This window comes from Croceibacterium ferulae, assembly GCF_003660445.1.
GTDB lineage: Bacteria > Pseudomonadota > Alphaproteobacteria > Sphingomonadales > Sphingomonadaceae > Croceibacterium > Croceibacterium ferulae.
Window position 1 is genome coordinate 1 of record NZ_QZVQ01000026.1, and the last position, 7,465, is coordinate 7,465.

The following is a 7,465-nucleotide window of genomic DNA, read 5'->3' on the forward strand; positions in this document are numbered from 1 at the left end:
CGCCGCGCGTAGCCTGGAAGCTCGGGGCGGGGCGCTAGGGGAGGCTAGAAACCGCCCCGCGGAGCCGGATTGCCCACGCTTTTGCCAGTGGCTAGTGTCTCAAACCTTCCGGTTCGAGACTCCGAACCGCTCCCGAGAAGCTTATCTCGTTGAGATAATTAGTTTAACAGGATAGTTTGTTCACCAGTATGAACCTTATTAAGTCGAAACAACGCGTTGCCGATCATGGGGAGGTATTCACACCGCCTTGGCTTGTTGAGAGAATGCTCGATCTCGTAAAGGGCGAGACGGAGCGGATTGATGCGCGGTTTCTCGAACCCGCTTGCGGTAGCGGCAATTTTCTTGTCCCGATCCTTCAACGCAAGCTGGCAGCTGTGGAGCTGAAGTTCGGTATGTCTGATTTCGAGAGGCGGCATTATGCCCTCCTGGCGGTGATGTGTGCTTACGGAATCGAGTTGTTGCGCGACAACATCGTCGAGTGCCGGTCAAATATGCTTGCGGTGCTCGCCGATTACCTCAGCTTGGATGCGACGGATGAGCTATTCCGCGCTGCCTCTTATGTCCTGTCACTCAATCTTGTGCAGGGGAACGCGATGACGATGCGCGACACAGCGGGCGACCCGATCAGCGTAGTGGAGTGGGCCTATCTAGGCAAAGGCAAGTTCCAACGCCGGGATTTCCGGCTAGACGTGCTGACCGGGATGGCCAGCTTTGGCGCGGAAGGCTCTCTGTTCGCCGGTCTCGGCAAGCATGAAATCTTTACGCCTACTTCATCATATCCGCCGATGACGCTGCGTGACTTGGCGCGCTTTGCCAGCGGCGAAACGGGGGAAGCCGTATGAACGAACAGGCGGGGTTTACACTGCGGGGTCGCAATCCCGATGTGCTGACTTGCATTGCCAACCTGTCCAACGATGAGGTGTTCACGCCGCCGGAATTCGCCAGCCGGATGCTGGATACGCTTGCGGCGGCTTGGGCGGTGGGCAACGGCGGCGCAAACATCTGGGCGGATAGAACGGTGTCGTTCCTTGACCCTTGCACCAAGTCCGGCGTTTACCTGCGGGAGATCACAACGCGGCTGATCGCCGGACTGGCGCAGGAAATCCCCGACCTACAGACGCGAGTCGACCATATACTGACCCGGCAGGTGTTTGGCATCGGTATCACCAGGCTAACCAGCTTGCTTGCACGGCGCAGTGTCTATTGCTCGAAGCACGCAAACGGCGAACATTCGGTGGGGCGAAGTTTCGCCAGCGATGAAGGGAATATCTGGTTCGAGCGCAGTGAGCATAGCTGGTCTGAAGGCAAGTGCAGCTTTTGTGGCGCAAGCAAGGAAGCGTTGGATCGGGACGAGGGGCGAGAGACCCACGCGTACGCATTTATTCACACCGCTAACATCAAGAATCGGGTAGCGGAGTTATTCGGAGGCGTAATGCAATTCGACGTTATTATAGGAAACCCGCCTTATCAGCTCGCAGATGCAAGCAACTCGGCAAGCGCAAGCCCTATATATCAAAAATTTGTCGAACAGGCGATGGCTCTAGAACCTCGCTACCTGACTATGGTGACGCCATCGCGATGGTTCGTAGGGGGAAAGGGACTCGACGACTTTCGGAGCAAGATGCTTGCGGATAGGAGATTGAGGACTATTGTTGACTTCATCGTCGACAAGGACGCTTTCCCGAAAATCAATGTGAATGGTGGAGTGAACTTTTTCTTATGGGATCGCGACCATAAGGGTGACTGTGCGATCACTACAATTGAGCGTGGAGGAGTCGCAGGAGCACCGGTCTCTCGGCCCCTTTCTGAATTCGGTGTGTTCATTCGGAGAAATCAAGCAGTCTCCATACTTAGGAAGGTCCGAGCTAAAGGAGAATCGACGTTTGCTTCCCACGTTTCGTCCAGAAAGCCGTTTGGACTTCCAACCACCTTCTTTGGCGCCGCAGCCAAATCGGCAGCTAAACCGATTAAGCTGCACTGCTCTGGCAGGATAACATGGGTAGCTCGGTCGGAGATACCAGTCAAAACTGAGTGGATCGATCAATGGAAGGTGCTTGTGGGCCGGGCGACTGACGGTAATGAAAATTACCCACTCCCGATTTGGGATCAACGAGGTCCTTTTATCGCCGGACCAGGGGAAGCCTGTAGCGAAACTTACCTTGTAGCTTCTGTCGTTGGCAGTCACGCCGAGGCAGAACGGGTGGTCGCGTATATGAGGACGGTTTTCTTCAGATTCCTGGTGTCCCTGAGAAAGATCACGCAGGACAATAAGGCGGACGTCTTCGCCTTCGTGCCAGCTCTCGCGATGGATAAATCTTGGTCGGATGAAGTGCTCAGCAGACGCTACGCTCTTTCAAACGAAGATGTCGAGTTCATGGGAACGATGATTCGAGAAATGAAGTTCACCGGATGAATCAGCGACCAATCGAGGAAATTCTCACCCCAAAACCTGAGGCGCGCCCGCGCATTTACGCCTACGCTATCGCCGACCCGGCGCATGACGGTTTGCTGAAAGTTGGCCAGACGTCCCGTGACGTGAAAAAGCGCGTCGCCGAACAGCTCAAAACCGCCGCCATCACCAACTTCACCATCGACTTGGACGAATGCGCCCAGCGGGATGACGGCAGCATCATCACCGATCACGTCGTGCGCGACGCCCTGAAACGCAAAGGCTTCGCCAACCCGCAGCTCGAATGGATGCAATGCACGGTCGCGGACGTAAAGACCGTGCTGGCCGAGCTTCGCACGGGCCAGCAATTCGCGGGCACGCGTCACGAGGATTTTCCACCGCGCAAGGAACAGGCGAACGCGGTGGAACAGACTTGCGCATATTATCAATCTCGCTGGCAGGAGGACGCTGCTGCGGTTCCCCGTTTCCTCTGGAACGCGAAAATGCGTTTCGGAAAAACTTTCACGGCCTACCAGCTTGCAAAGAAGCTCGGAGCGAGGCGGGTACTTGTGCTGACCTTTAAGCCTGCCGTTGAGGATGCCTGGCGGGCCGACCTTGAATCCCACGTCGATTTTGACGGCTGGCAATATCTTTCGCGCAGCTCCGGCCGTGACCCCAGCCAGATTAACGGCGACAAGCCCGTGGTCTATTTCGGCTCGTTCCAAGACCTACTGGGGCGCGACAAGGCAGGAAACATCAAGGCTCGAAACGAGTGGCTACACTCGATCAACTGGGATCTTGTGGTGTTCGACGAATACCATTTTGGTGCATGGCGCGAAACCGCGAAGGAACTTTTTGAGGGTGAGGAGGCCGCAGTCGCTAAGATTGAGGCCGATCAGGAATACACCCGCGATCTTCAGGTTGTGAACGAAGATCTGGGTGTCCTTTCCGAAAGCGAGGCCGAATTTCTGCCGATTACCACGCGGGCCTATCTCTATCTCTCCGGCACGCCGTTCAAGGCGCTAGCCACGGGCGAATTCATCGAGGAGCAGATATTCAACTGGACCTATACCGACGAACAGCGCGCGAAGGCCGAGTTCGCCGCAAATCATCCTGGCAAGCGCAATCCTTATGGCGCATTGCCGCAAATGCGATTGCTCACATATCAGATGCCCGACGAGTTGCTGACGATCGCCAGCGCAGGAGAGTTTGACGAGTTCGACCTGAACACTTTTTTCGCCGCTACGGGCACCGGCGACACGGCGATATTCAAGCACAAAAACGACGTTCAGAAATGGTTGGACATCATCCGAGGCGGTTATGCGCCGCAGACTATCGACAGCCTAAGAATGGGTACCCGCCCGCCGTTTCCCTACTCAGACGTGCGGCTTCTGCCATATCTGCAACATTCCTTCTGGTTCCTGCCTAATGTCGCAGCCTGCCACGCGATGGCGAACCTCCTAGCCGAGAAGCACAATACCTACTGGTACGATTATAAGGTGATCGTGGCGGCGGGAGCCACGGCAGGGATCGGCCTGGACGCCTTACTGCCCGTCCGGCAGGCGGTTGGAAGCGGCTATGACACCAAGACCATCACCCTCTCCTGCGGCAAACTTACAACCGGCGTGACGGTGGCGCAATGGTCGTCCATCCTGATGCTGCGCAATCTCAAGTCTCCGGAAACCTACTTTCAGGCCGCATTCCGGGTGCAATCGCCTTGGTCGATCAAGAATCCCAACGGCGACAATCCGAATGAGGAAGAAATCCTCAAACCCATCTGCTTCGTGTTCGATTTCGCGCCGACCCGCGCTCTCCGGCAGCTGTCGGAATATGGCATAGGCCTCTCGCCCGGCGAGGCTAACCCGGAGAACGCGGTGCGCGAGCTTGTCTCATTCCTGCCGGTGCTGGCCTACGATGGGGCCAATATGACCCAGATCGACGCGGGCGGCATCCTCGACATTGCGATGGCAGGAACATCGGCAACCCTGTTAGCGCGTAAATGGGAATCCACGATGCTGGTCAACGTGGACAACGACACGCTGCGCCGCGTTCTCGACGACCCTGAGGCAATGGCCGCCGTCGAACGCATCGAGGGCTGGCGTGCGCTGGGTGACAACATAATCGAGACCATTATCAACAAGAGCGATAGGGTCAAGGATCTCAAGAACAAGGCTAAAAGCGGCGAGTTGACACAAAAAGAAAAGAAAGAACTGACCGACGAGGAAAAGGAGTACAAGTCCAAGCGTAAGCTCGTGCAGGAAAAGCTGATCAAGTTTGCGACCCGCATCCCAGCCTTCATGTATTTGACCGACTTCCGCGAGAACACGCTACAAGACGTGATCACTAAGCTGGAGCCGGACCTGTTCCTTACGGTCACAGGCTTGACCGTGGCGGACTTCCATCTTTTGGTGCGCTTGAAGGTGTTTAACACCGAGAGGATGAATGAAGCCGTTTTCGCGTTCCGACGCTACGAAGACGCCTCACTTCGCTATACAGGTATCGAGAGCCATGAAGGTCTGACCCACTATGGCCTCTACGATACGGTTGTGGCCAAGGACTAAATCAGGGCGTGAATATGATTTCCGGAGGACAATGAGTTGAAGATTAGCGCGGCACTAGAGAAAATAGACGAACGGCAACTCTTTGTTCCGGCCTTTCAGCGTGAGTACGTTTGGAAGCGTGATGACGCTAAGCAGTTGATCGACTCATTGATTAAAGAATATCCGACCGGCACGATGCTCACCTGGGAAACGGCAAGCCCGCCAGAGTTGAAAGGTCCTCATAAATACAATGAAAAGCAAGGTGCTGTCCGCATCCTTCTTGACGGGCAGCAGCGGATCACAACCCTTTATATGCTCGTACGAGGCGAGATACCGCCTTACTATTCCTCGGGAGAAATCCTAAACGATACGCGCGGCCTTTACGTGAACGTCGAGACGTTGGAGCTAGCCTATTTCTCGAAGAACAAGATGGGCAACGATCCGCGCTGGCAAAACATAACGCACATCTTTCAACGGAAAATTCGCGCCAAGGACATCGTTCGCGAGCTTGAAGCCAAGGGGGAAACGATTAGTCGTGAGCGCGATGATGCGATGGACGACAACACCCGAACGATAGAAAATATTCTTGATCGCGAGTTCCCTGAGCAGACGATACCGGTCCGGGCCAGCGTTCGCGAGGCGATTGACATTTTCTATAAAGTCAACGCGAGCGGCGTGTCGCTCACCGACGCCGAACTCGCACTGGCTCAAATTTCCGGCTACTGGCCTGAAGCTCGTGATGTGTTTAAAAGAAAGCTGTCAGAGTTGGCCAACAAGGGCTTCGTCTTCAAGCTCGATTTCGTTGTGTATGTGCTGCTCGGCTGTCTTTATCATCTCGGATCAGAGATGAAAAAGCTTCACGATGCTGATAACAATCGGCAAATTCGGGCCGCCTGGAAGCTACTAGACGATCAAGTGCTAGATTACGTTGCGAGCGTCATGCGATCGCACGCTTTCGTCGACCACACAGATGAAATAAATTCGGTTTACGCTTTGATCCCAATCATTGTTTATTGCTTCAACAAGGACGGCAAGCACCTGACGGATCCCGAAATCCGTAAGCTCGTGAAGTGGTTCTACTACTCCCAGATCCGTACCCGCTATGTTAGCCAGCTCCCGCAGAAGCTTGATCGCGACCTCCGCATTATCAAGGAGGCTAGCAGTCCTTTCGATGAGCTGCTGGCGGTCATCAAAGAAGAGCGTCGGCTAGAGATCACCCCGGACGAATTTGTTGGCCGGTCGATTTCCCACCCGCTTTTCGGCTTGCTTCGCTGGTTTCTTAAGAGTCGAAATGCTGTCTGTTTCACAACGGGCGTTGCGTTGCGACAGGCCATGGGGCGTAAATATGCTCTGGAGAATGACCATATCTTCCCGTACTCAAAGTTGAAAATGCAAGGGTATGGCCAGGAAAATCGTCTCAAATATTCCTTGGCACAGGAACTCACCAATCGCGCGATCCTTACGCAGGTGGCTAACCGGGCGAAGGGTGCGATGGAGGCCAAAGCATATCTTGCAGAGGTACAAGCCCGCTTCCCTAACGCGCTTGCCTTGCAATCCGTCCCGGAGGATACCCAGCTTTGGGAAATTGAGAACTACGAGACGTTCCTTCAACGCCGTCGAGCCGTGCTTGCTGAACACCTCAACGCTTTCTTATCCGACATCACGGACACCAAGCCACCTGAGGCTGCGATTACGCTCGAAGAAATAATCACGCAGGGCGAGGACGACGAGCTTGAATTTAAATCCTCGCTTCGCTGGGACACAGTGCAGAAGGCTGTGAATAAAAAATTGGAAGAGGTTGTTGTGAAAACTGTCACCGCCTTCGCCAACAGCCAAGGCGGCACGCTCCTAATCGGCGTCAAAGACGACGGCGAGACTCTGGGCCTTGAGGCCGATTACCTGTCTCTAGGCGGTGCTGATCGCGACAAGTTTGAGCTGCATTTGCGCAACTTGCTGAGTGCCAGTCTCGGCGGCGCGTTCGTCAGTAGCAAAGTCAAGATCACCTTCCCAGAGGTGAGCGAGATAGAGATCTGTAAGGTTGACGTGCAGCCATCGAGCAAGCCTATCATCCTGACGGTTAAGGACAAGAATGGCGTGCAGCAAGAGAAGTTTTACGTCCGTAGCGGCAACTCTTCTCAGGAAATCTCCCTTGCGGAGATGCCTGCATATCTCGCGGACAGGTTTCTATAAAAAGCGAAGACCCTCCGAGTTGGATTGGGCCCGCGCCAGGAACCGCGCCCGGTTGCCGTCCTCTTCGCCGCTCGTGTCTGCCCGTCCGCCGTCCTGCCCCTCGCTCAGGTGCTTCCAAAAGAACACACTCGCGCTCTTCTCCCCTTTGCGGGCCTGCGCGCCTTTCTCCTGCCGTTGCTGATAGATGGCCCAAGTACCGCTGCCGTATTGCCTCGCCTCCGCGATCATCCAAAGGCTGATGACGTTCAGCCCGCGATAGCTGCGGCCGCTGGTGACATTGACAGGGGTGGTGATGTCTGCACGTGCCCGGTGCCAAGGCATCCTATAGAGCCGGCTCCTTCCTCGA

5 protein-coding genes are annotated in these 7,465 nt (G+C 55.2%); 4 read left to right on the plus strand and 1 reads right to left on the minus strand.

What is annotated here, in order from left to right; translation table 11 throughout:
• Window positions 1–263 precede the first annotated feature (263 nt).
• Genes D5S08_RS16145 through D5S08_RS16160 form a run of 4 tightly spaced genes read left to right on the plus strand, consistent with a single transcriptional unit; the run spans window position 264 to window position 7,119 of the window.
• Window positions 264–842 (plus strand): SAM-dependent DNA methyltransferase, encoded by a 579-nt coding sequence (locus tag D5S08_RS16145; RefSeq protein WP_241557483.1) that lies wholly within the window; start codon window positions 264–266, stop codon window positions 840–842.
• Window positions 839–2,413 carry an Eco57I restriction-modification methylase domain-containing protein gene (locus D5S08_RS16150; RefSeq protein WP_121120220.1) on the plus strand — a complete coding sequence of 525 codons (1,575 nt, stop codon included), beginning with the start codon at window positions 839–841 and terminating at the stop codon, window positions 2,411–2,413. Before D5S08_RS16145 ends, D5S08_RS16150 begins: the two co-directional genes overlap by 4 nt.
• Complete coding sequence (locus D5S08_RS16155; protein WP_121120221.1) at window positions 2,410–4,950, plus strand: GIY-YIG nuclease family protein; 2,541 nt, start codon at window positions 2,410–2,412, stop codon at window positions 4,948–4,950. The genes D5S08_RS16150 and D5S08_RS16155 overlap by 4 nt, the downstream gene beginning before the upstream one ends.
• 36 nt (window positions 4,951–4,986) lie before the next feature.
• Window positions 4,987–7,119 carry a GmrSD restriction endonuclease domain-containing protein gene (locus tag D5S08_RS16160; protein ID WP_121120222.1) on the plus strand — a complete coding sequence of 711 codons (2,133 nt, stop codon included), beginning with the start codon at window positions 4,987–4,989 and terminating at the stop codon, window positions 7,117–7,119.
• On the opposite strand, the gene D5S08_RS16165 is transcribed toward D5S08_RS16160, so the two are convergent.
• On the minus strand, window positions 7,114–7,465 hold a 352-nt coding region (locus D5S08_RS16165), incomplete at its 5' end, for an ArdC-like ssDNA-binding domain-containing protein (RefSeq protein ID WP_126665633.1). The two genes, D5S08_RS16160 and D5S08_RS16165, sit on opposite strands and share 6 nt — an antisense overlap.

Excerpts from the sequence above, each read along its gene's own strand:
- D5S08_RS16155 (WP_121120221.1), top strand. The coding sequence starts at position 2,410 with ATGAATCAGCGACCAATCGAGGAAATTCTCACCCCAAAACCTGAGGCG.
- D5S08_RS16145 (WP_241557483.1), top strand. The coding sequence starts at position 264 with ATGCTCGATCTCGTAAAGGGCGAGACGGAGCGGATTGATGCGCGGTTT.
- D5S08_RS16150 (WP_121120220.1), top strand. The coding sequence starts at position 839 with ATGAACGAACAGGCGGGGTTTACACTGCGGGGTCGCAATCCCGATGTG.